Source organism: Telluria sp. B2, from assembly GCF_051789535.1.
Classification (GTDB): Bacteria; Pseudomonadota; Gammaproteobacteria; order Burkholderiales; family Burkholderiaceae_D; genus Telluria.
The window spans coordinates 1380159-1405816 of the sequence record NZ_CP196525.1; the positions used below are offsets into that span (position 1 = coordinate 1380159).

General features: G+C 52.6%; 19 protein-coding genes. 18 read left to right on the forward strand and 1 reads right to left on the reverse strand.

Annotation, left to right across the window (positions count from 1 at the left end; translation table 11 throughout):
- Positions 1–47: 47 nt before the first annotated feature.
- The gene (locus ACSUZJ_RS06195; protein WP_499414294.1) at positions 48–1241 is read right to left on the reverse strand and encodes a hypothetical protein; all 1194 of its coding nucleotides are present in this window, start codon (positions 1239–1241) and stop codon (positions 48–50) included.
- A 541-nt stretch (positions 1242–1782) separates the two neighbouring features.
- Here ACSUZJ_RS06195 and ACSUZJ_RS06200 point away from each other — a divergent pair.
- The 18 genes from ACSUZJ_RS06200 (at position 1783) to ACSUZJ_RS06285 (ending at position 25645) form a co-directional block, all read left to right on the forward strand.
- Positions 1783–2910 (forward strand): polysaccharide biosynthesis/export family protein, encoded by a 1128-nt coding sequence (locus ACSUZJ_RS06200; protein ID WP_499414296.1) that lies wholly within the window; start codon positions 1783–1785, stop codon positions 2908–2910.
- A complete protein-coding gene (locus tag ACSUZJ_RS06205; RefSeq protein ID WP_499414298.1) occupies positions 2907–3341 on the forward strand; it encodes a low molecular weight protein-tyrosine-phosphatase in 435 nt (144 codons plus the stop codon). Before ACSUZJ_RS06200 ends, ACSUZJ_RS06205 begins: the two co-directional genes overlap by 4 nt.
- Before the next feature lie 75 nt (positions 3342–3416).
- On the forward strand, positions 3417–5648 hold the full coding sequence (locus ACSUZJ_RS06210; protein ID WP_499414300.1) for a polysaccharide biosynthesis tyrosine autokinase: 2232 nt from the start codon (positions 3417–3419) through the stop codon (positions 5646–5648).
- Positions 5649–5935: 287 nt separating this feature from the next.
- On the forward strand, positions 5936–7213 hold the full coding sequence (gene tviB, locus ACSUZJ_RS06215; RefSeq protein ID WP_499414302.1) for a Vi polysaccharide biosynthesis UDP-N-acetylglucosamine C-6 dehydrogenase TviB: 1278 nt from the start codon (positions 5936–5938) through the stop codon (positions 7211–7213).
- Between the two features lie 31 nt (positions 7214–7244).
- Positions 7245–8273: an NAD-dependent epimerase/dehydratase family protein gene (locus ACSUZJ_RS06220; RefSeq protein WP_499414304.1), complete on the forward strand. Its 1029-nt coding sequence runs from the start codon at positions 7245–7247 to the stop codon at positions 8271–8273.
- Between the two features lie 24 nt (positions 8274–8297).
- Entirely contained in the window at positions 8298–9563 is a 1266-nt protein-coding gene (locus ACSUZJ_RS06225) for a lipid II flippase MurJ (protein WP_499414306.1), read from the forward strand.
- A gap of 494 nt (positions 9564–10057) precedes the next feature.
- Positions 10058–11020 carry a glycosyltransferase family 2 protein gene (locus tag ACSUZJ_RS06230; RefSeq protein ID WP_499414308.1) on the forward strand — a complete coding sequence of 321 codons (963 nt, stop codon included), beginning with the start codon at positions 10058–10060 and terminating at the stop codon, positions 11018–11020.
- A 7-nt stretch (positions 11021–11027) separates the two neighbouring features.
- Positions 11028–11855: a glycosyltransferase domain-containing protein gene (locus ACSUZJ_RS06235; RefSeq protein WP_499414310.1), complete on the forward strand. Its 828-nt coding sequence runs from the start codon at positions 11028–11030 to the stop codon at positions 11853–11855.
- Between the two features lie 43 nt (positions 11856–11898).
- Positions 11899–12867, forward strand: coding sequence for an EpsG family protein (locus tag ACSUZJ_RS06240; RefSeq protein ID WP_499414312.1), 969 nt, complete (start codon positions 11899–11901; stop codon positions 12865–12867).
- An 8-nt stretch (positions 12868–12875) separates the two neighbouring features.
- Positions 12876–13808: a glycosyltransferase family 2 protein gene (locus ACSUZJ_RS06245; protein ID WP_499414314.1), complete on the forward strand. Its 933-nt coding sequence runs from the start codon at positions 12876–12878 to the stop codon at positions 13806–13808.
- Positions 13805–14899 carry a glycosyltransferase family 4 protein gene (locus ACSUZJ_RS06250; RefSeq protein ID WP_499414316.1) on the forward strand — a complete coding sequence of 365 codons (1095 nt, stop codon included), beginning with the start codon at positions 13805–13807 and terminating at the stop codon, positions 14897–14899. Before ACSUZJ_RS06245 ends, ACSUZJ_RS06250 begins: the two co-directional genes overlap by 4 nt.
- Positions 14900–14901: 2 nt before the next feature.
- Positions 14902–16905 carry an asparagine synthase (glutamine-hydrolyzing) gene (gene asnB, locus ACSUZJ_RS06255; RefSeq protein ID WP_499414318.1) on the forward strand — a complete coding sequence of 668 codons (2004 nt, stop codon included), beginning with the start codon at positions 14902–14904 and terminating at the stop codon, positions 16903–16905.
- A gap of 144 nt (positions 16906–17049) precedes the next feature.
- Positions 17050–18471, forward strand: coding sequence for a hypothetical protein (locus tag ACSUZJ_RS06260; RefSeq protein ID WP_499414320.1), 1422 nt, complete (start codon positions 17050–17052; stop codon positions 18469–18471).
- Positions 18472–18504: 33 nt separating this feature from the next.
- Positions 18505–19731, forward strand: a complete 1227-nt coding sequence (locus ACSUZJ_RS06265) for a glycosyltransferase family 4 protein (RefSeq protein ID WP_499414322.1) — start codon at positions 18505–18507, stop codon at positions 19729–19731.
- A gap of 391 nt (positions 19732–20122) precedes the next feature.
- Positions 20123–20353, forward strand: a complete 231-nt coding sequence (locus tag ACSUZJ_RS06270; protein ID WP_499416463.1) for a GDP-mannose 4,6-dehydratase — start codon at positions 20123–20125, stop codon at positions 20351–20353.
- A gap of 704 nt (positions 20354–21057) precedes the next feature.
- The gene (locus ACSUZJ_RS06275; protein WP_499414324.1) at positions 21058–23097 is read left to right on the forward strand and encodes a YjbH domain-containing protein; all 2040 of its coding nucleotides are present in this window, start codon (positions 21058–21060) and stop codon (positions 23095–23097) included.
- 263 nt (positions 23098–23360) lie between these two features.
- On the forward strand, positions 23361–24101 hold the full coding sequence (locus ACSUZJ_RS06280; protein WP_499414326.1) for a hypothetical protein: 741 nt from the start codon (positions 23361–23363) through the stop codon (positions 24099–24101).
- A gap of 410 nt (positions 24102–24511) precedes the next feature.
- Complete coding sequence (locus tag ACSUZJ_RS06285; protein ID WP_499414328.1) at positions 24512–25645, forward strand: MraY family glycosyltransferase; 1134 nt, start codon at positions 24512–24514, stop codon at positions 25643–25645.
- Positions 25646–25658: the final 13 nt, after the last annotated feature.

Genomic DNA, 25658 nt, shown 5'->3' on the forward strand with positions numbered 1-25658 from the left:
TGCCGCCATCCCGATGCAGGCGCCGCGAGGAAAGCGTGGCGCCATTCTCAGCGCGCCACGCCGCCCCAGAAGTCGCCACCCACCCCCTCGCCACGCAAATCCACCTCCACCGGCCGCGTCATCCTGCGCAGCGTCTTCGCCAGGCGCACCGTCCCATCCGGCTCATGCAGCCGGTACCAGAGAAACGCCACCCCCGACAGCCTGAGCTTCTGCCCGGTGAACAGATTGTCCTTCACGATGGTCATGCCCTCGAGCCGCAAGTCCACATCGAGCACCCGCAGCCCCTCGGTGCGCCCGGCATAGCCCAGGTAGCGCGCCGCATTGAACAGCGGACTCTTGTCCCCGGCTTCCCCCGCCTTGAGCGAATCGACAAAGGCGTCCACCGTCTTGAGCAGGGCGGCGCCGCCCGTCGCCAGCGCCGCCAGGTCCTTTTTTTCGTCGCCCTTGGCGGCGTCCGCGAGCCTCTGCACGGCGGCGACGCGGCCGGCAAGCCCGCCGCGCTGGACGGCCAGGGCGCGCACCTGCTCCAGCAGGACCTCGTACTGCCGCGCGTCCAGTTCGCCGAGATAGCCCGAACCGAGCCCGCCGATGCGCTCCGGACAGTGCGCGGCCAGCGCGGTGACGAACAGGGTGCGCGCACCCTCGCCATAGACGATGCCGGCGGCGGTCAGGTCGGATTTGAACAGCGCGCCCAGGTCGGCCGCCGCGCGCAGCGTGGCCGGCACCACGGTCAGGGCCAAGGCCGCCGCGCCGCCATCGAAGGCCGGCGCGCGTGCGCCAATCACCCGGTCCAGTTCACGGTTGCGCTCGGCCAGGTCGCCCGTGTGGCGCAGCAACGCGTCCCGCACCAGGCGCGCCGCCAGCACGCCCTGCGCCGCGCCAGGCTCGTAAAGCGCCACCCGTTCGCCGGCAGGCAGGGCCATGCACACTTCGGCCGCCAGCTCCTGGGCCAGGTCGAAAGCCTTGACCAGGCCCGCCGCGCCGAACTGCGACACGTCCACTTCGCCACGCAGGGCCTTGCTCGACGACGGCGGCAGGCGCGCCATCAGCTCGTCGCGCTCGGCCTCGGCCGCGGCGGCACGCGCCTGCGCCTCGCGCTGGATAATCACGGCGTCGGCCGTGGCCTGGTAGATCTGCAGCTCGAGTGCAGCCCTCAGTGCATCGATCTGGGCCCTGGTCTGGGAGTGGGCAGGAAAAGACGCAAGCAAGAGGAGCAGGGCAAGGATAGGGGCAGGCGACATGGGGCTCCTTGGCAGCGAAGAAGAGGGATGCAGAGAACAGGGACTCAGGCGAGTTTGCTGCACTGAGGCAATTAAATTGTTGAGAAGACACAAGACTTCCCTCGGGACGACGCAAATATGCCGCCAAAACACCACACTCTGCCATGTGCTTTTTGGCGTTACATTTGGTGAGGTTTGATCCTGAAGGGCCTATCGAATTCCTTGTCAAATACATAGGTGTTCCTGCCCAGGACCAGCGTATACGCAGGGCAGGCGGCCTTCTACCAAAAGTGAAAATTCACATGCAGCTCCCGAACGGGACCAAAAAACCGTAAGCCCTTGTATTTACCGTTGTTTTTTCCTCTGTTCAAGTTGATAAGGCTTGGAGTCATAAAGCTTGGACTGAGGAAACACCGTGTGTACAATGGAGCGCTCGTTGGTTGAAGTCGTCCTTTTCCGGTCTCTTGCATCGCAACAGTTCGCTGGTAAAAGTGGCAAAAAAGAAGAAGAACAAGACCAGCAACACCCGTTCTCAAGCCTGTAGAGTTACCGGAAAAATTCAATGACAGACACCCGTTCCCGGGCGTTGAAGCTGGCCAGCTTCGTCGCCGTGCTCCCCTTTTTCGTCTCCGGCTGCACCAACATGGAGCCGGGCATGCGCATCGACGTCGACCGCGTGCCGAGCACCCATTCGGCTCCGCTGCCGGAACCCGTCATCAAACTCATCACCCCCGACCTGATCCAGGAAGAGCGTCTCGCCAAGGAACAGAACGCCGACAAGCGCGTGCAAGCCCTGTTCGGCGACGCCCGCCCCTACGTGATTGGCCCGGGCGACCTGCTGTCGATCCTGGTCTGGAACCACCCCGAACTGAACATCGCCGCCACCGGCGCCCAGGCCCTGACCAGCTCGGGCGCGCAATCGCCGGCCGCCTTCCTGGTCGATAGCCAAGGCATGATCCAGTTCCCCTACGTCGGCCCGATCAAGGTGGCCGGCATGACCGAACTGGAAGCGCGCAGCCTGCTCTCCAAGCGCCTGGTCGAATCGATCAAGAACCCGGACCTGACGCTGCGCGTGCTGGCCTACCGCAGCAAGAAGGTCTACATCGACGGCGACGTCAAGGCCCCGGGCAGCCAGGCGATCGACGACGTGCCGATGACCCTGCTCGAAGGCGTGAGCCGCGCCGGGGGCTTCCTGCCCACTGCCGACCAGAGCCAGGTCGTCGTTGCGCGCAAGGGCGTGTCGTATCCGATCAACGTTCCGGAACTGGTGCGCCAGGGCGCCGATTTGTCGCGCCTGATGCTCGCTTCCGGCGACGTGGTGCGCGTGCCGAGCCGTGACGAAAGCAAGGTGTATGTGCTGGGCGAAGTCAACCGTCCATCGGCACTGCCAATGAACAACGGCAAGCTGACGCTGGCGGCCGCCCTGGGCGAAGCCGGCGGCCTGAACCAGTTGAGCAGCTCGGCGCGCCAGGTCTACGTGATCCGTGGCGCAAACCAGGCCGAGCCGGTCGTCTACAACCTCGACGCCGGCTCGCCGGTGGCGCTGGCCATGGCCGAAGGCTTCGAGCTCAATCCGAAGGACGTCGTGTACGTGGATGCCGCCGGCCTGGCGCGCTACAACCGTATCGTGAATCTCATCCTGCCGACGGCGGCGACGGCGGCGACTTCCGTGGGGCAGATCAACCGATGAAAAACATCCTGGTAATTTGTATTGGCAATATTTGTCGCAGCCCGATGGCCGAAGCATTGTTGCGCCGCGCACTGCCCGGCACGACGATTCGCTCGGCCGGGTTGCAGGCAATGATCGGGCACCCGGCCGATCCTTTCGCGGTGCAGCTGATGGCCGAGCAAGGCCTCGATATCACATCGCATCGCGCTCAACAAATCTCCTCCCAGCTTGTGCGTGACGCTGACCTCATCCTGACGATGGATCGCGAGCAGAAAAAGGCGGTCGAGTCGCGCTATGTCGAATCCAAGGGCAAGGTCTATCGGCTTGGCGAGTTCGGCCAATACGATATTGCTGATCCGTACCGTGAGGGCATCGACAGCTTCCGTGCGGCGTATCGCTTGATCGACGATGGCGTCAACCTGTTTGCGCAGCGCCTTGGGCAGATGGCTTGAGGCCAGCATGCTTTTTGTCGCCGTGGCGTCTTCGCTGCCGCCCTATGTCCGCAATTGAATGAATTGACTTGAACAATGAACCAACCACTTCCCCCGCCAGCTCAAACCCATGCTGCGTCTTCCGAGCAGGATGACGATTCGCTGGATCTGGCCAGCTACCTCGACTTTGTCATTGATCACCGCTGGCTGATTGCCTCGGTAGCAATGGTCGTTACGCTGCTTGGCGCGGCGTATGCATTCATGGCAACCCCGGTATACCAGGCCAATATGCTGGTCCAGGTCGAAGACAGCGCGGGCTCATCAAAGAATATCCTTGGTGACCTGTCCGGTATGTTCGACCTAAAAACGGCGGCGACCGCGGAGATGGAAATCCTCCGCTCGCGCTTCGTTGTTTCCCGTGCGGTCGAAAACACTTATTTGTACATCGATGTACAACCAAAATATTTTCCGGTAGTTGGGCGCTGGATTGCCAGCCGCAACAAAATCCTTTCCGAACCAGGGCTGTTTGGCGGCGGCGGTTACGTATGGGGTGCGGAGAAAGCCGACGTGGTCGTCTTTAATGTGCCAGAGCATCTGGAGAACCAGCCGTTCGCCTTGACCGCCGACGGCAAGGGCGCCTTTACGCTGATGCAGGAAGACGCAGGCATCGCACTGACCGGAAAGGTCGGCACCTTGATCAAACAGTCGACCGCGGACGGCGACATCGAGTTGCTGGTTGACCGACTCGAGGCCAATGCGGGCGCGCAATTCGAGCTGATCCGTAGGCCGAAACTAGCCGCTGTTGAAAAACTGCAGCAAGCACTGTCGATTTCGGAAAAAGGGAAGCAATCCGGCATCCTGGCAGTGAGCCTCGAAGGCAGGGACCGCATCAAGACCATGCAGATTCTGAATGAAATCGGTCATGAATACATCCGTCAGAACGTCGACCGCAAGGCTGAGGAAGCGGAAAAATCGCTGGCTTTCTTGGAAAAGCAGTTGCCCGAGCTGAAGAACAGCCTCGAGCAGGCGGAAGTTAAATATAACGCGCTGCGTAACAGCCGCGGCACGGTCGACCTTGGCGAAGAGGCGAAAGCGGTGCTGCAGCGTTCGGTAATGGGCCAGACTCGCTTGGCCGAGTTGAAGCAAAAGCGCGCTGAACTGTTGACCCGCTACCAGGAAACCAATCCGTTGGTAGAGGCTGTGAATCAGCAGATTCGCACTGCCGCCAGCGAAATGGAAGCTGTGAATGCCAAGATCAAGACCATGCCTGAAACCGAGCAGGAAGTGTACCGCCTGACGCGGGACGTGAAGGTCAACACCGATCTGTATGCATCGCTTCTTAACAGTGCTCAGCAATTGCGCTTGGTAAAAGCGAGCAAGGTCGGCAACGCACGTCTGCTCGATGGCGCGGTGAAGCCACTAGCACCGGTCCGCCCCAAAAAGGGACTGATCGTCGGACTGGCGCTGCTGATCGGCGTCTTCCTAGGACTGGTTGGTGCCTTCATCCGCAAATCGCTGTCGGGTGGCATTGACAACCCGCACGAAATCGAAGAAATGCTGGGCCTGACTGTCAGCGCGACGATCCCACACAGCAAGATGCAGGAAGCGCTGTACGCGCAGATCGAGGGTAAGGCGAAAAAGGTATCGGTGCTCGCGCATGACGCACCGACCGACGCAGCCATCGAAAGCTTGCGCAGCTTCCGCACGTCGCTGCAGTTTTCCATGCTGGGGGCAAAGAACAACATCGTAATGCTCACTGGTCCGTCCCCAGGCCTGGGGAAGTCGTTCGTTTCCGTGAACTTTGCCGCAGTTCTAGCTAGCGTTGGGAAGAAGGTATTGCTGATCGACGCCGACATGAGAAAAGGCTATCTGCACCGGTATTTCGGATTGGAACGCAACAATGGGTTGTCGGAAGTGATCGCTAGTGAACTGCCGGTTAAAAAAGCCATCTCTTCAGGTGTACTCAATAACCTCGACTTCCTGTCGACGGGAAAGCTGCCACCACACTCCGCCGAATTGCTCGCGCATGCGAACTTTGTGGCAGTGCTAGAAGCGGTCGCACGAGAATACGATTTGGTGCTGATCGATACCGCGCCAGTCTTGGCGGTGTCGGATGCGTTGGTCGTCGCTCCCCACGTCGGGTCGATTTTCAGTGTGGTACGTGGCAATGTTAGTGTAATCGGCGAAATCGACGAAACGGAAAAACGTCTTCGGCAAGCGGGAAGCCGCGTAACCGGTATCGTGTTCAACGACCTCAAATCGCGCGCGAGTCGGTACGGCTACGGATCCAAATACGGTAAGTACCGATACACACAATATAAATATTGAATGCAAGTGCAGCGATCGTGCGAATGGCGACACCAGAAGGCACCACCGTTTCGCGGATGAAAAAATCCTAGCTGCTCAGTATAGTGGACTACTTGATGTAGAAAGTTGCGGGTTTTAGCCAAGAGCCATATTAAGACCAGAGTGTTCTACCTTTTGTAACACATAAAATAGGTAGAGCAGCTCGGCAACACCGGTTATCACGTATTCATTAAAAGAGCTAACATGGCTAGCGACCAGCGCCAAAGTACCTAGTGAAATCTAAGAAAAATTTTAATCCCATCAATATCATGAAGATCTCAATCAATACACGCATCGCCATCATTGGTCTAGGTTATGTTGGCTTACCTCTGGCCGTCGAGTTTGGAAAAAAATATCCCACACTTGGTTTTGATATTAACCACAGGCGGATCAGCGAGTTGCGAGATGGCATTGATATTACGCTGGAAACCGATACGGAAGAGCTACGGCAAGCAACCCGCCTGACTTACTCTACTAATCTTGACGATTTACGCGAAGCCGACGTTTATATTGTTACAGTACCGACCCCAATTAATGAGCACAAGCAGCCGGATCTGACACCGTTGCAGAAAGCTTCGGAAACACTGGGCAAGATAATCAAGAAGGGTGATATCGCTGTCTTTGAATCAACCGTTTATCCCGGAGCGACCGAAGAATACTGCGTCCCGATAATTGAACAAGTGTCAGGACTAAAGTTTAACGAAGATTTTTATGTCGGTTACAGTCCGGAGCGGATTAATCCAGGTGACAAGGAACATCGCCTAACAAACATTACTAAGGTGACTTCCGGCTCGACCACAGAGACGGCAGACTTTGTGGATGCGCTTTATGGCAGCATTATCCAAGCAGGCACACACAAGGCGGCATCGATCAAAGTTGCAGAAGCGGCTAAAGTCATTGAAAACACGCAGCGCGACCTGAACATCGCATTGATGAACGAGCTAGCGGTCATCTTCAAAAAGCTCGGCATCGATACGGAAGATGTACTGAAAGCGGCTGGCACCAAGTGGAATTTCCTACCATTTCGCCCAGGCCTCGTTGGTGGGCACTGTATTGGCGTGGATCCGTATTATCTAACCCACAAGGCAGAAGCAGTTGGCTACCACCCACAAGTGATCTTGGCCGGCCGCCGCATCAACGACAATATGGGCAAGTATGCGGTCGGACAGTTAGTCAAAGAAATGCTCAAGCGAAAAATTCACGTCGATCAGGCAAATGTGCTGGTGATGGGACTCACCTTTAAGGAAAACTGCCCAGACTTGCGCAACACACGAGTGGTCGACATCATTCAGGAGCTGAAAGACTATAACGTAAATGTGGACGTGTTCGATCCATGGATTGATGCAAAAGAGGCACAACATGAATACAATATTACCCCTATCGCCGAACCGGTAAAAGGCAAATACGATGCCGTGGTTCTCGCCGTCGCACATGAGGAGTTCAGGCAAATGGGCGCTGCAGCTATGCGTGGTTTCGGGAAAGAGCAGCATGTTCTCTTTGACCTGAAATATGTTCTGCCAAAAGACGAAGCAGACGTTCGTCTGTAACGTGAACAGTAAACAAAATAAAGACCAAAGCATGAATCGTTACGAACAAATTCAGCAGGAGCATCGCGCTCATCCAAAAAAATGGCTGATTACCGGATGTGCCGGTTTTATCGGGTCTAATTTGCTGGAAACTCTGCTGAAACTTAATCAAAACGTAGTCGGTCTAGACAACTTTGCAACAGGGCATCAGCACAACCTGGATGAGGTTAAAGGGTTAGTCGAACCAAAACAATGGGCTCGATTTACTTTCATTCAAGGGGATATTTGCGATATTCAGGCCTGCCGCAAAGCAGTCGTAGGCGTGGACTATGTGTTGCATCAGGCGGCACTGGGTTCAGTTCCACGCTCACTCGACGACCCAATCACGACCAACGAAGTGAACATCAGTGGTTTTCTGAATATGCTGACAGCAGCCCGTGATGCGAACGTCAGCTCATTCGTGTATGCAGCATCAAGTTCCACTTATGGCGACCACGCGGGTCTGCCGAAGGTGGAAGATATCATCGGCAAGCCACTGTCACCGTACGCCGTAACTAAGTATGTAAATGAACTCTACGCCGACGTGTTTGCCCGGTGCTATGGATTTAAGGCCATTGGCCTTCGCTACTTCAATGTCTTTGGTCCACGGCAAGACCCTGCAGGTGCCTATGCTGCGGTGATTCCTAAGTGGATTGCTAATCTAATTAAAGACAACCCAGTACACATCAATGGGGACGGGGAAACCAGTCGCGACTTCTGCTTTATTGAGAACGTCGTCCAAGCGAATCTATTGGCTGCGTCGACCAGTGGCTCCGCCGTAAATCAAGTCTATAACATAGCAGTAGGGCAGCGCATAACGCTTAACGAACTCTTCAGGCAAATCTGCAGCAACCTATCACCGCGTTACCCGCACTTGGAGCATACTCGACCCGTGTACCATGAATTCCGCAGGGGTGACGTACGTCACAGTTTGGCCGATATTAGCAAGGCCGTAACATTATTAGGCTATCGTCCGAGCCATAGCGTGACCGATGGACTGGAAATGGCTATGGGATGGTATGACAAGTTTTTATCCTCCTAGAAGAATCCGGAAAGCATTTGATTTATGAGGCGACTGATTCAACTAGGCTTGCTTTCCGCTGGGAACATCGCGCTCGCTTTTCTGTTCCAGTGGTACGTAATTACACATTTGGGCCCCGGCATTGAGACAGATGCTCTGTTTGCGGGAATGTCGCTTCCACAGCTTGTGTTGACGGTGATTAGTGGGTCCCTCGTACATGTTTTGGTCCCATTGCTTTCGGGCGAAAATGACGAACAACTTCGCCAAGATGCGTGGGGGTTCCTCATTTTGGTCGGTGGCTTGTTCACCTTGTTAGCGACCATCTTTTACTTGACAGCACAATGGTGGGTGCCATTCATGTTGCCGGGTTTTAATGATGCGGCGATATCTTTAACTATCGATCTCACTCGAATTCAACTCATCGGCATGATCTTTACCGCCCTAAATGGGGTGCAATGGTCCACCTATTACGCTCGGCAGAAGTTTATTTGGGCAGAGTGTGCTCCGATTATCGCAAGTGTTTTAACCCTCTTATTGTTAATTTGGGCACTCCCTCGTTACGGAGTAGCTGCAGCAGCATGGATCAGTAGCGCACGTATTGGGTTGCAAACATTATTGCTCGCACCTGGGATGGGTAACCCCAGATTGCCTGATTTACAAAGACCTGCAATAAGACTAGCATGGAAGCGTATAAAACCTATGCTCCTAGGCACTACCTATTACAAAACTGAACCGCTGGTTGACCGTTTTCTTCTTTCGAACACAGGTAGTGGAAGTTTGTCATTGTACTATCTTGCTCAACAAATTTTCAGTGCAGCTATCCAGGTAATTAACAAAGCGATCTCTACCCCATTAGTCCCTGAGTTAAGCAAAATGCATAAAGCGGGAGATAGGGTGGGATTTCAGAGGACTTATCGCAGTAAATTAATATACGTTAGTCTAGTTAGCACTGCTGGGTTATTAGTTTTAGTAATGATCGGGCATGCCTTTCTTCGCCTACTATTGGCCGGACATGGCAATGTAAGCGCCTCCGACGTGGAGCAGTTGTGGTGGATCATGTTATGGCTAGGAGGTATGTTTTTCGGTGGGGCAGCAGGCCAAATTTGCTCATCGACTTTCTATGCATGCGGCGACACCGTTACACCAGTAAAAATGTCTATATTTACATACACTGTATACGTCCCGACTAAAATAGGTGCATTTTATTATTATGATCTGATGGGGCTGGCAATCGTCACGAGCGTGTATTTTATTGTTAATCTCGCTGTGCAAATACTTCTTTTAGAAAAAAATTTTGCTACGCCGGCTTGAATAATTCTATGGACAGAGCATTGAATTGACAGACCGGCGGTGTCGATTAAATAATGACTGCGAATACGATTATTGGATGTGTCAGTGTATTCGGATGTGTAAAAGAATGCAATAAAATTCCTCTGTGGAATTATGCGAGCCTTGGCTCTATAGCTTGATGCTAGGGCCGCGATACGGGATTGATGCAATGGTTTGTGCGTTACAATACCAAGCATCATGTAGCGCACTCAAGTAAAAGCCGCCTTGGATATTCGAGAAAGGTATTATTAAATGACTAATAGCAACGGCTTGGATTTATAAGAGCGAAACCACTTTTACTTTAAGGCAGTAGTGAGTTTGCCAAATTTGCGGTGCTCACTATTTGGCAATATTATCGAGCATAGAAGAAAATAAATGATTTATGAGAGCTTAGACGCAAAACCATATTCTCTTCCATTTTTTATATTAACTGTCTCCTCTAAATCAGGCTCGAATTATGAAGTGAGGCTCAAACGGTGATCCATAATTTGAACGTAAAAGTTACGATAATGATACCTACCTATAATCAGGCGGAGTACATTAAGGAAGCGATCGATTCAGCGTTAGCACAAAGCTATACCAATCTCGAGGTTATCGTTGGAGACGATGCTTCTAGTGATGCTACTGCGGAAGTCGTAAAAAAAATAAATGACCCAAGACTAAAGTACATACGGAATCCAAAAAATTTGGGGCGGGTCGGTAATTATCGGAATTTGCTGTATTTTCACGCGACAGGGGACTACGTCGTAAATCTTGACGGCGATGATTATTATACAGATCAAGATTTCATTTCGGCTGCTGTAAAGCTGATTTCAGAAGAGTCGGGTGTCGTAATGGTCCTTGCACGATCAGCCTGGCAAACGTTGAACAATGAAAAAATCGTATCAGACATTCCAGAGACGACTCGAGCGGAGGGATTGGAGATACTAAAATCATTGCCAGACAAAAGGTATTTCTTTAAGCACATGGCTAGTGTTTATGCGCGAGAGACGGCATTAAAGACAGGTTTCTATACTTCAGGTTCTAACAGTTCTGACTGGGAGTCGCTTTATCGTTTATCTTTGAATGGAACAGTACGATATTTAGACAGGATAGTAGGAGTGTGGCGAATTCATGAAAAAAACGAAAGTGGAACGTTGAACCACAGCAGGTTGATGGAGAACTTGGATATCTGGCCAAAAATTTACGAAGATGCTTTGAAATATGGGATGAGCTCGCTGCATGCTAAGTTTTTATGTGCAAATTGCATTGCTTACTTTGCCAGCTTGTCCGCTACTAATGTGTCATTAAGCGGCAATAGAGAACTAATCAAATATATTTATCTCGTTCTTAAAAAATATAAATTAGCGTCTTGGATTATGTTCATTTCCCCCAAATATTCTGGGCGATTAGTTCTTGGTTTAGTTGGACATTATCGGAATAAAAACAAAATTATGTAAACTACAAATGAAATCAAGCTCACGTTTGGTCGTATATACGGCCGTCTTTGGCAACTACGATCGAGTCGCTCCTCCTAACGGAAAATGGGATTGTGATTTTATCTGCTTTACCGACAACCCTGATCTAGTGTCAGATGGATGGCAGATAGTAAATGTATCTTTGGATGGGTGTTCACCTGTGGAAGTTAACAGGTTGTATAAGATGTTGCCGCATAGGTTTTTGCCAAGCTATGAACAGAGTTTATACGTTGACGGAAACGTAAAAATATTGGCCAATCCAAACATCCTCTCTCGTAAATATTTAAAGGATAATTTCATCGCGATACCAAAGCACCAAGACAGGGACTGTATATATGAGGAAGCGAAAATTTGTATGGAGGCAGGACGTGTCGACAGGGAAATTACCGAGTGTCAAATGCAAAGATACGCGAATGATGGGTTTCCAACCAAATTTGGTATGACCGAGAATGGCATCATTTTTAGAAGACATCACGATCAGAGATCTGTGACCTTAATGTCTGCTTGGTGGGACGAGTACTGTAATGGCGGTAAGCGTGACCAGTTGAGCCTTGCCTATTTAGTCTGGAAACTAAATGTTAATGTACAGCTCATTGAGGAGGGGCCGCGTATAAATACAAGGTATTTTGAAATAGCGCTGCACGAGAGCGATAACTCAAAATCCTTCCTAGTACGCTTAGCCAGGACGATTAATGGGAAAAAGCACCTTTCATACGTATATTTATATCTCTCTTATCTGATTTCTTTTTTAGTTGCTGCACGCGATATTTTAATAAAAAAGATGCTTAAACATACAGCGACGAGCAATGAAATCTAGTTCTCCCTCCTCAAAGCAGCTTGCTAGAGTTCAACGAGGAGAGATGCGTAAGAGTAAACGAAAAATTATTCTGGCTTTTGTTGGGCTGCTAGGATTTTTTTTGGCTAGCGCGCAAATTTTTGGGATAAGTCCAGATTATGAGAATTACAATGCCTTTATAGATTTAACCCGCCAAGAGGGCGCAAATGTACTGATGACAACCCGATTCGAAGTCGGTTTCTCACTCATCGTCATTATATTGACTCAGTTTTTTTCTTCAAATGCGATTGTTTATGGGGCGATTGCAGGCGCTTCCCTCTGGCTTAAAGCAGCGATATTTCGGATATTTGCTTCAAGCCAGAAGATTTTCCTAATTGGTGTCGCGTTCTATCTGACAAGGTATTTCTCGCTCCATGAGTTAACTCAGTTGCGGGCGGCGTGTGCTATAGGAATAATTTTGTTCGGATCTGCGTTTATTTGGAAAGGGAAGACTTTTTGGGGATTGGTAATTTGCTGTTTAGCCCTCTCCTTACACATGTCAGTAGCAGCTATTATTCCCGCGCTCTTTTTCAGGGCGAATAAGCGTTGGAAAGTTGCGCTAATTGGTATCGTTGTATTTTTATCCGTTTTTTTGCTGATAGGCTTAGTCACTAGTTATCTGGCCAATCATATTCTAGTATTGGATTCATATCAGACTAATGGATTTCATGAGGTCTTGCCCAATCCATTTGCAATGCAACTGTTAATTGATTGGGCGATGATATTGGCTGCTTTTATAAGGTGGAATGCATTAACGCCGCTCATGAAGCGCATTGTACTAATAGAGGTCGTGGGCTTAGCCATCTTTTATGGTGGAATGGATTACGGATCTGTCGCTCACCGAGTGAGAGAAGCTTACACCATATTTTGGGTGATCTTTGTAATGGATGGCTTGCGTTTGAAAGCGATGAGATCGCAAGCGAAACTTTTCATTGCGGTCTGCGTCCTTTTCTATTCCTATCTATTTTTCATGAGTGGCAATTTCTTTAGTTGAATTCTCAAATGCAGAACTTACTCACAGTGATCATTGTTAACTGGAACTCAGGTGTCCAGCTTCGGGAATGTGTAAATTCGATTTCCCAATATAGTGCTGGGTTAGTAAAGCAAACAATTGTCGTTGATAACGGATCTAGTGATGGTTCGGACATTAGCGTTGAAGGTATGCCGAATGTAACATTAGTTCGTGCGGGCTTCAATTTTGGTTTCGGCAAGGCATGTAACTTAGGTGTAGGGAAAGCACAAGGAGAATACCTATTATTTCTTAATCCAGATGCATCTATCTATGAAGACACCTTACCTAAAGCACTTACCTACATGATCGATCCAGCCAACAACCATGTTGGTATATGCGGAGTACAACTGTTAGATCAGAATGGTCATATATCTAGAAGTTGTGCACGTTTCCCAAGCGCTATAGGTTTCGTGGCACATGCAGTTGGACTTGACCGATTCTTTCCTCACCTAGGGCATTTCATGTCTGAATGGCACCATGAGGAAACCTGTGAGGTCGACCATGTAATAGGTGCCTTTTTTTTGGTAAGACGTTCTGTATTTGATGCATTGCATGGATTCGATGAACGATTTTTTGTTTATTTAGAAGACTTAGATTTCTCCTTCCGCGCAAGCGAAAAAGGATGGAGAAGTGTGTATTTGGCTGATGTGAAAGCTTTTCATGCCGGTGGGGGTACTTCGAACCAAGTAAAGGCGCGCCGGTTGTTTTATTCTTTGCGCAGTCGGTTAGTATATGCATTCAAGCATTTCTCGGCCACAGGATTTCAAGCTGTGTTATTTGCTACTCTTGTATTGGAGCCTTTGTCGCGCTCAATGCAAGCATTAATACTTCGTTCGGTCGAAGTCTTCAAGGAAACATGGTCTGCATACGGAATGCTGTGGCGCTGGATTCCAGATTGGATCATCAAAGGGAATACCCGTTGAAAACAGTTAAAGTACTAGCATTAACAAAGTATGGGAGTTTAGGTGCTTCGTCGCGATTGCGTTTCTTGCAGTATGTTCCATGGCTTGAGCGGGCAGATATGAAACTAGTAGTGCAACCGTTGTTGTTGAATGAATTACTTCAAGCTCGCTACAAAAACGGTGGTTATGGTTTTTTGTTGTTTCAAGCATATGCCCGACGTTTGCGTGGTTTGATGGCGCGCGTACAGTTTGATGTCGTATGGATTGAGAAAGAAGCTTTGCCGTGGTGGCCGTTGTGGTTAGAACTGGCTTTGCTGCGCGGAGTACCATATGTATTGGATTACGACGATGCAATTTTCCACAATTACGATCAACATGCTAATTTGTGTATCCGGCGCCTGTTTGGCCAGCGGCTTGATGGTCTGATGGCTCAAGCGGCCTTGGTGGTGGGAGGAAATCAATACTTGGCCCAGCGTGCTCGTGACGGAGGGGGGGCATGGGTAGAAGTGGTGCCTACGGTGATTGACTTGGCACGCTACCCGTCGCCAACATCTGCAATGGCGCTCGTAGCGTTGGAGCCTCTCGATCGACTGCCTCGCATTGTCTGGATTGGCTCGCCCTCGACGGCGCACTACTTACAAGTGATTCGTGAGCCTTTACAAGCCTTGGCAGCACGCCACCAGTTTGTTTTGCGCGTCGTTGGTGGTGGCGCGGTCAATTTTCCAGGTGTACAGGTGGAAGTGGTTCCTTGGACCGAAGCCACCGAGGTTGAGAGCGTCAACGCTTGCCAAGTAGGCATAATGCCGTTATTAGACTCATCTTGGGAGCGAGGTAAGTGTGGCTACAAATTGATTCAGTACATGGCGTGCGGCTTGCCCGTTGTGGCATCTGGCGTAGGGGTCAACCCTGAAATTGTGCGACATGATGAGAACGGCTTTGTGGCTAACACGGCCGATGAGTGGGTCACTTCGCTCAGCAAATTGCTGCAATCTCCTTCTTTACGCAGGCAAATGGGCGCGGCAGGGCGACGTAGGGTAGAACACGAGTATTGTATTCAAAAGACGGGCCCCAAGATGGCGCAGTTGCTGCGGACGGCCGGTGGAAAGCTTTAAATATGTGTGGATTTGCAGGGTTTTATAGTGGCCAATGGTTCGCCGATGGAGCGCACGCCTGGCTAAAGGACATGACCGATAGGATCAAGAACCGCGGGCCTGACTCGGAGGGACATTGGCTAGACAGTGATAATGGCATTGCCTTGGGCCATCGACGCTTGGCTATTATGGATTTGTCGCCTGCAGGGCACCAACCCATGGCCTCGAGTAGTGGGCGGTACGTGATTGCTTTCAATGGTGAAATTTACAACCATTTGGATTTGCGTGCCGAGCTTGAAGGCACGGGTTGTCGTACTTTGCTTGCGTTGGCAAACACGTGGCGTGGGCATTCTGATACCGAAACTCTGTTGGCGGGCTTTAATGCTTGGGGTATAGAGGCCACAGTCAAAAAATGCGTTGGCATGTTTGCTTTTGCAGTATGGGACAAACAGACTCACGTCTTGACTCTTGGCCGCGACCGCTTAGGGGAAAAACCGCTTTACTACGGCTGGCAGGGCCAAGGCGAAGACGCTACATTTTTGTTTGGGTCCGAGTTGAAGGCGCTCAAAGCGCATCCGGCATTTGTTGCAGAGGTGGATCGCGGTGCGCTTTGCTTGCTGTTGCGTAACGGGTACATTCCGGCGCCACACAGCATTTACCAAGGCATTTATAAATTGCAGCCTGGCTGCTTGATAACACTGTCGTTGGCCGATCGCACACCAAGGTTAACGCCATACTGGAGCGGCAAGTCGATGGTGGAGCAGGGCGTGGCGCAGCCCTTTGCCGGAACGCCCAGTCAGGCCGTCGATACTCTAGAATCTTTGCTGAAAGACGCCGTGAGTAAGCAAATGATAGCCGATGTGCCATTAGGTGCATTCTTATCGGGCGGAGTTGATTCCAGCACTATCGTGGCACTTATGCAGGCTGTGGCCAAGGAGCAGGGCGGCTCGCCCGTCAAGACTTTTACTATCGGCTTTAACGAGACTGCGTACAACGAAGCCGAGCACGCCAAAGCCGTGGCACGCCATTTAGGCACAGACCATACCGAGCTGTATGTGTCGCCGCAGCAAGCCCTAGATGTCATCCCCAAGCTGCCTGATCTGTACTGCGAACCATTTGCAGACAGTTCGCAGATTCCCACGTTTTTGGTTAGCCAAATGGCACGTAAGCATGTCACGGTCTCGCTATCAGGCGATGCGGGGGATGAGTTGTTCGGTGGCTACAATCGCTATATGCTAAGTCAACAGTTGTGGAGCAAACTGGAGCGTGTACCTTTGGGAATACGCCGCGTTGTCACGAGCGGCCTGACCCATGTGTCCCCGACCACATGGGATCGGCTATTGGCGCGTTTGCAAGGTTTATTGCCCAAAAGCTTGGCACAAACTAACATTGGCGACAAGTTGCACAAAGGTGCGGCCGTAATGTCAGCGAGCACTGCCGCAGAGTTGTACGACCTGCTGATCAGCCATTGGGCAGATCCGGCATCCATGGTTATCGGCGGCATGGTGCCGCACTCCGTGTTGACCGATATTCCACAGCAACCAGCTACTGACCAGTTTGTTCATCAGATGATGGCGATGGACATGCTAGGTTATCTTCCAGACGACATCCTTTGCAAGGTTGATCGCGCTGCTATGGGTGTGAGCTTGGAAACACGTGTACCCATGCTAGACCATCGGGTGGTGGAATTCGCGTGGAGTTTGCCGTTGAACTACAAGGTACGCGGTAGGGTAGGTAAGTGGCCGCTACGCGAAGTATTGTATAGAAACGTGCCGCGGGGCTTGATCGAGCGACCAAAGATGGGTTTCGGCATGCCGCTGCACGATTGGCTGCGTGGACCATTGCGGCCTTGGGCCGAAGCTTTGCTGGGCGAAACGCGACTCCGGAAAGAAGGCTACTTTCACCCCGAGCCTATTCGTCAAAAGTGGAGTGAGCACTTAAGTGGTCAACGTAACTGGGCACCGCATTTGTGGTCGGTATTAATGTTCCAGGCCTGGCTAGAGGACCAAGGGCTTGGACGAGCCTAAGAGCGTCTAACAAAATTACCAGGGCAAACCGCACGGCCGAAGACAGTACGCTGGTATAGCGAGACAATGAAACGCAGCCATTGGCGGAATTGTTAGGCGCTCTAGATTTTCTGTTGATGAATATTTATATTATCTGAAGGGCCCATGGCAATTATCGAAAAATCCCAAAGTCTGAAATCTGGCGAGCCGCTAATTGTTTACGAGTTAAACGAAGTCCCATGGCGAGTGATAGACTGGTATGTGCGGCTTAAGCCCCACTCAGCACTCGCGCGGCTATTAGTCCGAGCGAAAACGTTTACCACGGTGACAAAGGATGATGGGGAATTACATCCTTGGACGACTTGGCCTGCATTCCATCGTGGGGTGAACAATTCACAACATAAAATTCGCTTCATAAACCAGAGTTTGGATGTGGCGGCACAGTATCCACCGATTTGGGAGACATTGAGCCGAGCTGGGAAACGAGTGGGTGTGTTCGGAAGTTTGCAATCGTATCCGCCACCAAAAGAGGGCGCCTATGAGTTTTACGTGCCTGACACGTTTTCGCCAGGATGTGAGACTTTGCCAGCCAAGTACTCTTCTTTTCAGCGATTCAATCTGCGCCAAACCCAGCAAGACGGTGCCAAAGCAAGCCCGTTGCAGTTTGATGGAAGTATTGCCAACGATATACTGAGAATGATGCAAGTTGGGTTGCGATTCGCAACATGTAAAGATCTTGCTCTTCATGTTGCAAAGGAACAAATTAACCCATTGCATCGATCGCGTCGAGCTGTTTTGCAAGCCTTGGTTGCTTTCGATATTTTTCGCCACGCATTAAACGATAAAAAACCCGATTTTTGTACCTTTTTTACCAATCACGTTGCAGGCGTGATGCATCGTTATTGGAAGCACACATTTCCCCAAGATTTTAATGCAGTGCTGACCACCGACGAGGAACGTTTTCATGCTAACAGTATTGCTTTTGCCATGGACATAGCAGATGCCCAAATCGAGCACATGATGTCTTACGTCCAGGCCGCAAACGGGATGCTAATTGTTGCCTCCAGTATGGGTCAAGAAGCCATTGATCGGGGCTCATATTTTGGCGAATGGCGCATCACTGATGTTCAGACGTTTTTTAAGGCTATCGGTTGGCAAGCTCCTGCTAAGGACCTCTTGGCTATGCAGCCTGATTTTAACTTTTCGTTTGATTCAGATGAAGATGCTGAGCGGTTCCTTCATTTGACAGAAAGGTTGACTGATACGGCCGGAAAATCCATTTGGAAAAGAATGCAACGCGTGGGTTCGACCGTGAACCTAGGAATGGCACCTTCTCAAATTGCTATGACCGCTGGGGAGGCAATTATGCTAGGTTTTGATGGGTTACACCGGAAGCTAACCATTGCCGAAATGGGAATTCAATTTATAAAACGCGATCAAGGTACTGGATATCATCAGCCGCGCGGGGTACTTCTGCTGTATGGGAGCGGGGTAAAGCATGATGATTCACGGTTGGAGATTGATTCCACTGCTGTCCGGCCAGAGATTTTGAAACTTTTTGGCGTTGAGTGTGATGCCCGCGGTTAATTTGTCGTTTTCGATCTACTCAATCTCTTTTCTATGAAAATAATCCTCTTCGCCAATACCGATTGGTATCTCTTCAACTTCCGTCTTTCGCTGGCTAGGGCGCTGCAGGCCCAAGGGTTCGAGGTGCTGCTTATCTCGCCACCCGGGGAATATGGCTCGCGCTTGGTGGCGCTGGGCTTTCGGTGGGAGGCGCTGCCTATGGACAGAAAAAGCCTTAATCCGTTGAGAGAGTTGCGCTTATTGGCTTATCTGTCTCGACTGTACCGGCGCGAGCAACCGGCGTTAACGCATCACTTCACCATCAAATGCGTGGTATATGGCTCCATTGCTGCGCTAGTAGCGCGCGTACCGGCGCGTGTGAATGCGGTGGCCGGCATGGGCTATGTGTTTACCAATGTTGCGCTAAAAGCACGCTTGCTACGACCGGTCGTGCGCTGGCTGATGAGCCGAGTGCTCAATGGGCGCGACACCCGCCTGATTCTGCAAAATAATGATGACATTGCCGCCTTTTCCCAAGCAAGGCTAGCGCGGCCTGATTTGATCCGGCTTGTGATGGGGTCGGGCGTGGATTTGACGCGTTTCATGCCGCGCAGGCAGCCAAGGCAAGGAGGTCAAACCGCTCAGCCAACGCGCGTTGTGCTGGCTGCCCGCCTGCTGTGGGATAAGGGCATTGCCGAATATGTGGAGGCGGCGCGGCAGTTGAAAGCAAAGGGTTTGCCCATTCACTTTTTGCTGGCTGGCGCGCCCGATCCCGGCAACCCAGCCGCCATTCCGCAAGCCACGCTGGATGGCTGGCAGGCGGACGGCCTGATTGAACTGCTGGGCCAGGTTAGTGACATGGCGGCTTTATTTGCCAGTGTTGACATGGCCGTGCTGCCCAGCTACCGGGAGGGTATGCCCAAAAGCCTGATAGAGGCCGCAGCCTGCGCCCTGCCATTGGTTACGACCGACGCCCCGGGTTGCCGCGAGGTGGTGACTCATGAGGTAGACGGCCTGATCGTGCCGGTCAAAGACGCGGCTGCTCTGGGTCTAGCCATCGAAAGTTTGCACTTAAACCCAGTTTGGGCACACCAACTCGGGGAGGCGGCGCGCGCGCGCGCGCTCAGGGAGTTTGATGAGCGTATCGTGATTCATCAGACTTTGGCGGTATACGCGGAGCTGATGGAGTATCAAAGTAGTTCCTCGGCCGAATGCTCCAGTGTCCACCGTCAGAATGCGTCTAGCTCCATGCCGAATAACATCGAATACCTATCAAATTAGTGGTGATTAGCATTGTTCAGGAAATGAAAAATTCTCAAATTAATAAATGGCAATTATGATTCTAGTGACAGGCAGTGCCTGATTTATTGGTGCAAGTCCGTGCTAGACAGGCTAGCATGGCTCGATGAAGGTGTTATCAATTTCAATAAAATGACCCATGCTAGCAACCTGAGCCTACCTGTCAGCGTCGAACATAACGACAGCATTATTTGTTGAAGGTGAAATTGGCGATCATGCATTGATCACCGGTTAGCTTGCGACGCATCTGTCACGCGCTATCATTAATTTCGCAGCTGAACCGCATGTTAGCCGCTCGTTTCATAAGGTCTAGCAAATTTGTTCAGACCAATGTTTTCGGCACCTTTAATCTTCTTGAGGCTGTACGCGGCTACTGTTTTGGTCTTCCTGCCTCCGAGCAGGCGGCGTTCAGGTTCCTACATGTGTCGCTGACGAAGTGTACGACGTACTGCAAACCGGCGACCTTGCGTTCACCGAAACGCGTTCGTTGGAACCGAATAGCCCATACATTGCTAGCAAGGCGACGAGCGATCATCTTGTGCGTGCTTGGCTCCCTATCTATGGCTTGCCACTGCTTAGAGGGGGAGCAAAATCGAAGATATAGGGAAGGTGGCCACAAGGCCGATAAAGCTCTTTATCGGTCCCTTCGAAAGTGCTATGGAGTGTCAAACTGGCTGACCGATTAACTCGGTTCTGTCGCATTGACGACTAGGCTAGACAGTCTGGTAGGCCATGGTACCCGAACCTATGACGATCCGACATGTCCAGCTTTAAAGGAATGCGTATCCCAATCGGCATTATCTCAGTCTACATGCGGTGCTGTATGGATTACCCACTGAACTACCGGCACCTTGAAGAAATGATGAAAGAGCCTAGAATGTTAGTCGACCATTCACGGGTCAAACGATTAGTTAATTTCAGAATCACCATTAGTTCATTTGCTCTGGGTAATTGGCACATGTTTGTGTTTCAATATTTTATTGGTGGCCGTGGGTGATGCTGTAGAGAAGAATTGTATGAAGTGTTAGATAATATTCGAAATGTAGGGCCTAACGTCTATTCTGATCATGTTTAGGTTTTTTAAAATCTTTTATTCCCGCGTCTAACTGGGCGGTATCAATCTAATTGAAAATAGCGCGATATAATATATACGGTGCGATACTTTTTTCACCAATTCTAACTGCTAGCGCGGCTCAAGACGGGATTGAGTCGTTTTGGATAACCGATCCTGTTTTAATCCCGGCACTCTCCACATCTGGGTCGTCTGGCTCGCTTAATATCCCGGATGGGCGTACGTTTCCCGACGGAGTGATGGTGCTTGGCTATAATAACTATCTTGGTTCAAGTTTTACACGATTTAAACACGCAGAAAACTTCCAGTTCGCCTTAGGGCTGTTGCCGCACCTTGAGATTTCTGCTCGTCTAGCGGAAATGCCTTTGCCGTCTGGGAAGTTGGGTGCTCGCGACTTGTCGGCGAACGTCAAATTCATGCTTCCCAAGTTCTTTGCATGGCAGCCCAACGTGGCCGTTGGCGTGCATGACGTGAGTGGTGGCGCGCCGTATTTCAAATCCAAGTACGTGTCCGCCAGCGACAGCTTCGGCCCGGTACGTTGGATCGTCGGCGCCTCCAAGGGCGAAGACTACCTCGGCAACTACTTCGCCAGTGCCGAAGTCCCCTTGTGGAGCACGGGCGCTTCCGTCATCCTGGAACGTAACGGCGAAGCGAACAACCTCGGCCTGCGCTATGCGAGCCGCGCAATCCCGCTGCTTGCAAACGCACGATTCGTCGTCACCGCCCAGCGTGCGTTCAGCACGACCACGTCAGCTAGCAAGCCCTACGAGCGCTCGGCCTTTGGCATCAACATGGTCATCCCCATTGGCGAGAACGGGCGCGTGTGGGATGTGCCTGCACGCGCGACACCATCGGCGAGAGCGGTTGGGGCAGCCTATCCTGTCCAGGCGGCGCTCGTTGTAACGACTCAGCACGCTCATAACGCTCAGGTAAGCTCTGCCCAGTCGGCTGCCGGCAACACAACGGCATCTGCCGCCGCCAATGGTGCCTACGCATCCAACTACGCAAGCCCAGCACCGGCGGGCCCAATGACCGCGAGCACGCCCATGCTGGCCGGCGACGCGATGGCACGCATCCGCGAAGCGCTGGTCGACGCCGGCCTGGAGCGCGTTCGCGTAGGCAAGCGCGGCGCAGAAATGGTGGTGGAGTATGAAAACCACCGCTACAACCAGAATGAAGTCGACGCCATCGGGATTGCCTTGGGCGCGGCGGTGGCCTTGGCGCCCGCCGACATCCGCTACGTGTCGGCGGTCACGAAGAAGACCGGGCTGCAGCTGTACAAGAGCACGGTCGAAAAGACCAGCTACCGGCGCTTCCTGGACGACGGCCAGTGGCGCGAGGCGCAGTCGGCCCTGTCCTTCCAGTTCCGTCCGGATGGCGGCCGCGGCGTGCAGTGGCTCGATGCCGACGAGGGGCCGCGCGGCTATTCGCGCATTCGTGTCGAGCCGCGTACGGTGCACTTCGTCGGTACCGAGAAGGGCGTGCTCGACTACAGCGTGGCGGCCAACGTCCAGGCCCTGGTGCCGGTCTGGAAGGGCGCGGAGGTGTACACCAGCTACCTGCGCACGGTGGCCGAGTCGGACGACGTGGCCCATGGCTTCCTCGGCTGGGCCCAGCAGCGCGACGGCCTGCGTACCGCCGTGCTGAGTCAGGCGTTCTGGCTGAGCGATAGCGTCATCAATATCACCTCGGCCGGTAGATACCTTTACGACCTCGATGGTGTACAGAACGAGACCACCTGGTTCGTCCCAGGCACCGACGATCAGGTAAGGCTTCAGTACACCCACCTGCGCGAGAAATTCCGCTACCGCACCGATCACATCGAGACCGGCGCCGTTTCCTATATGTGGAACTACGCACCGCTGAATGCCTCCATCGAAGCGGGCTACCAGCGCTACCGCGGTGAAGACCGGGGGCCCTTCCTGCAACTGAGCCGCTGGTTCGGCGACGTACAAGCGCAGGCTTATTTGAAGAAGAGCGAGGTGGAGACCCGCATCGGCTTCGGCATTGCCGTGCCGCTCACGCCGCGCAAGGGCATGAGACCGGGCTGGACTCATCTGGAAGGTGCAAGCAGCTATATGGCGCGCGTCGAAACGAAACATGCCCGCCCTGGTGACTGCAACTGCATCAACATGGGGGTGGTGGAAGAGTTACCGATGGCGTATGGCGCGCGCGCCAATTTCTTCAACCAGGGCCGGATCGGCCGCGAATATATCGTGCGGCAGATGCCGCGCATGCGTAATGCCTTCCTCCAGTACACGTCCATCCTCGACTGAGACCTAACGGCGCTTCGGGTAAATACACTCGGCCATAGAACGATAAAAACGTGAGATTGTGTGAGAATCTGGTTGTAGATCAACAACTTAGCGAAGGAGATGATGTAAGAATTGTTGCCCCTGGAAAATGGCTCATATATAGTAGTAAGTTCGAGAACACAGCAATTTGCCGCGCGCTATTCGACAGCAGGTCCGTGCCTGTAAGCTTGCGCCCGAGTGACCTCTGCAAGATCAAACAAAACAACTCAAAAGGAAGTATTTAGATGAAAAAGAGCTTCAAGTTCAGCGCAGCATGCAAATTGGTACTGATGGCCGGCATGGCCTCGACCCTAGCTGCCTGCGGCGGCAGCGACAACGACACTCCGCCGGTCTCGGTCACGCCGCCGCCGGTAAGCTACGCGATCACGATGAGCGGTACCGCAGCAACTGGCGCTGCAATCGCCAACGCGGCCCTGACCGCAAGCTGCAAGACCGGTTCGGCAAGCGCGCAAACCAATGCGGACGGCTCCTACACCATCAAGGTAGCGGCGCCAGGCGAAGGTCCTTGCATCCTGTCGGTTACCCAGAACGGCGTCACCCTGCGTTCGATCGCCAGCGGTGACGGCGCCAAGGCCAACATCACGCCGCTGACCGAGATGCTCGTCTCGTACATTGCAATTTCTTCGGGCGCCGGCACCAGCGCCACCCCGGCCCAGCTCGCACAGAGCAAGAGCGTGCAACTCATCGTCGGCAACGGCACCATGATGCAGGCCACGCTGAACCGCGTGGCGCAGGTTGTCTCGACTGCGGCAGGTATTTCGGTTCCGACCGACTTCCTGACGGCCAGCCTGGTGCCGAAGAGCGCAACCAATCCTGGCAACGCCCAGGATGCGATCCTCGAGTCCCTGAAGTCGCGCAACATCGTGGGCGCGAACGGCGCTCCGGCTGCATCAGTACTGGAAAGCGTGCGCAAGGACGCTGCCCAGAACACTGTTACCGGCGGCACGGGCGGTAGCGGTAGCTGATCGAAGTACCCGCTTCGAAAAAGGCCGCGGCTTCGCGCCGCGGTCTTTTTTTGCAGTGCGAAGTGTGTATGGAGAAAATGTTATCGTTCAGCTCGGCAGCGTCAGCAGAAGTCTTCTGCGATCGCCGTTGATGTGTGATCTAAAAGACAAAAAACGGACAAATTCTTACAAGTAGGGCAGGCCCGACAGGATAGTCTGTCGTGTGACTTTCAGTGCTCTACTTCAACACGACGACTCTGGTGCCTGGATAGCTACCGGTTTGCCTGGAGCTAGTTACTTTTATACGACAGCTCGTCAGCTGCGCGCCCTTCTGGCGCGTTGAAAGTGTTGTGTTTGCCAGAATGTCTTCTCAGGTAGCGTCGTGTGACGATTAGGATGTAGAGAGAATGCTTTTAGAAAATGTAGTAACAATGGGTGCATTGAGCGCGGGCGCCAGTCTCGCGGTCAGCGCGCTGATCGTCGGTTCACAGCGTTGGCATGGAAAGCTGTCGCACGATCACGATCTTGGTGGTGTGCAAAAGGTACATACGACCGCAGTGCCCCGTATCGGTGGCGTTGGCGTTGTCGCCGGCCTCCTGCTTGGAATTTTTGCATTCACTCAACTGTTCCCCGGCCAATTCAATGCGGCACAACTCGATCTCGTCCTGCTTCTGCTGTGCGCAAGCATCCCTGCTTTCGTAGCCGGCATTATCGAAGATTTCACCAAAAGAGTATCGGTGCGTGTGCGGCTTGTGGCAACGATTGCCAGTGCCTTGCTCGCAAGTGTGATGCTTGGCGCTACTGTCGAGGAAATGGACATTTGGGGGCTCGACAGCCTGCTCGTATATGCACCGGTCGCCATCGCAGTGACTGCGATCATGGTGGCTGGCGCTGCGAATGCCGTGAACATCATCGACGGATTCAACGGCTTGTCGAGTACGACTATCATCCTGATGGCAACAGGCCTGGGCATCATTGCTTGGCAGCATAATGATGCTTTCGTGATGATGCTGGCGGCGCTGTGCGTGGGCGCCGCGTGTGGCTTCCTCGTCCTGAATTACCCCACCGGCAAGCTCTTCCTTGGCGATGGCGGCGCTTATTTCCTCGGTTTCTGGGTTGCCGAGATGGCCGTCCTGCTGCTCAACAGGCACGCAGAAATCAATGCCTGGCAGGTGCTGGGTGTATGCGCCTATCCCATCATCGAAGTGTTGTTCAGCATTTATCGCCGCCGCTTCATCCAGAACGTCAGCCCTGGCGCACCGGATGCGCTGCACCTGCATACCCTGATCTTCCGTCGCGTGGTGTTCAAGCATGTGGCGCGCGACCCTGCACGTGCCTGGAAGCGTAATGCCGGCGTCGTCTGCATCATGGGCCCAATCATCGCGATCTGCATCGCGGCCAGTGTATTCCTGGGCGGCTCGGTGAGCAGCGCCGTTGCCCTGGTGCTGATCCAGCTGGCCCTGTACATCGCTGTGTACGGCCGTGTGGTGCGTGGGCGCTGGACATCAAGCAAGACCGCACTTGCGCAGGCCGATGAAGTGGACGAGGTCAGCACGGTCGGCTGACCTTGGCAGAGCA

Bases quoted from the DNA above. Each gene is read 5' to 3' on its own strand.
- ACSUZJ_RS06195 (WP_499414294.1), bottom strand. From the start codon at position 1,241: ATGTCGCCTGCCCCTATCCTTGCCCTGCTCCTCTTGCTTGCGTCTTTT.
- ACSUZJ_RS06200 (WP_499414296.1), top strand. From the start codon at position 1,783: ATGACAGACACCCGTTCCCGGGCGTTGAAGCTGGCCAGCTTCGTCGCC.
- ACSUZJ_RS06205 (WP_499414298.1), top strand. From the start codon at position 2,907: ATGAAAAACATCCTGGTAATTTGTATTGGCAATATTTGTCGCAGCCCG.
- ACSUZJ_RS06210 (WP_499414300.1), top strand. From the start codon at position 3,417: ATGAACCAACCACTTCCCCCGCCAGCTCAAACCCATGCTGCGTCTTCC.
- tviB (WP_499414302.1), top strand. From the start codon at position 5,936: ATGAAGATCTCAATCAATACACGCATCGCCATCATTGGTCTAGGTTAT.
- ACSUZJ_RS06220 (WP_499414304.1), top strand. From the start codon at position 7,245: ATGAATCGTTACGAACAAATTCAGCAGGAGCATCGCGCTCATCCAAAA.
- ACSUZJ_RS06225 (WP_499414306.1), top strand. From the start codon at position 8,298: ATGAGGCGACTGATTCAACTAGGCTTGCTTTCCGCTGGGAACATCGCG.
- ACSUZJ_RS06235 (WP_499414310.1), top strand. From the start codon at position 11,028: ATGAAATCAAGCTCACGTTTGGTCGTATATACGGCCGTCTTTGGCAAC.
- ACSUZJ_RS06240 (WP_499414312.1), top strand. From the start codon at position 11,899: ATGCGTAAGAGTAAACGAAAAATTATTCTGGCTTTTGTTGGGCTGCTA.
- ACSUZJ_RS06245 (WP_499414314.1), top strand. From the start codon at position 12,876: ATGCAGAACTTACTCACAGTGATCATTGTTAACTGGAACTCAGGTGTC.
- asnB (WP_499414318.1), top strand. From the start codon at position 14,902: ATGTGTGGATTTGCAGGGTTTTATAGTGGCCAATGGTTCGCCGATGGA.
- ACSUZJ_RS06260 (WP_499414320.1), top strand. From the start codon at position 17,050: ATGGCAATTATCGAAAAATCCCAAAGTCTGAAATCTGGCGAGCCGCTA.
- ACSUZJ_RS06265 (WP_499414322.1), top strand. From the start codon at position 18,505: ATGAAAATAATCCTCTTCGCCAATACCGATTGGTATCTCTTCAACTTC.
- ACSUZJ_RS06280 (WP_499414326.1), top strand. From the start codon at position 23,361: ATGAAAAAGAGCTTCAAGTTCAGCGCAGCATGCAAATTGGTACTGATG.
- ACSUZJ_RS06285 (WP_499414328.1), top strand. From the start codon at position 24,512: ATGGGTGCATTGAGCGCGGGCGCCAGTCTCGCGGTCAGCGCGCTGATC.